General features: G+C 60.6%; 1 protein-coding gene. It reads left to right on the top strand.

Annotation, left to right across the window (positions count from 1 at the left end; all coding sequences use genetic code 11):
- On the top strand, positions 1-414 hold a 414-nt coding region (locus tag EXE45_RS20075; RefSeq protein WP_158294344.1), incomplete at both ends, for a hypothetical protein.

Raw genomic sequence — 414 nt, 5'->3', positions numbered from 1 at the left:
GAGGCTCGGCGAGCGATAGAGCGGAAGCTGGCAGCTCATTCCAAGCAGCTCCAGAACGACGTAGAATTCGAGTGGGACACCGGAATGATCGAGGACCTGTCCGTCAGGTCCACGACTGGAGCCGAATTCCCCCTCGGTACCGCGGTGATGAAGCGTGCGAGCAAGGACCGTGTTCAGGAGCTCGAAGCTCGCATCAGGAAACTCGAAGAGGGGGAAGTAGACGTCGTCGTCCGGAGCGAGATGGACCACGACGCGCTCCCGATCGAGCGGGCAATCGCACTGCGTCAGCAGGGTAATAGTGACCTCTCCGCCAACAAAGAGAGGGCGACGCTGGTCTTTCCCGAATTCGGCCCTAGATCCCGATCTTGGTCAGGGACAATGCGGCTCGACTCCGATGGAGTACGCCGCATCCTC

The sequence above is a fragment of the Halorubrum sp. SP9 genome (assembly GCF_005435015.1).
Lineage (GTDB): Archaea > Halobacteriota > Halobacteria > Halobacteriales > Haloferacaceae > Halorubrum > Halorubrum sodomense.
Note: the sequence above shows the minus strand (reverse complement) of the source record. Positions and strands in the feature narration are given on the sequence as shown.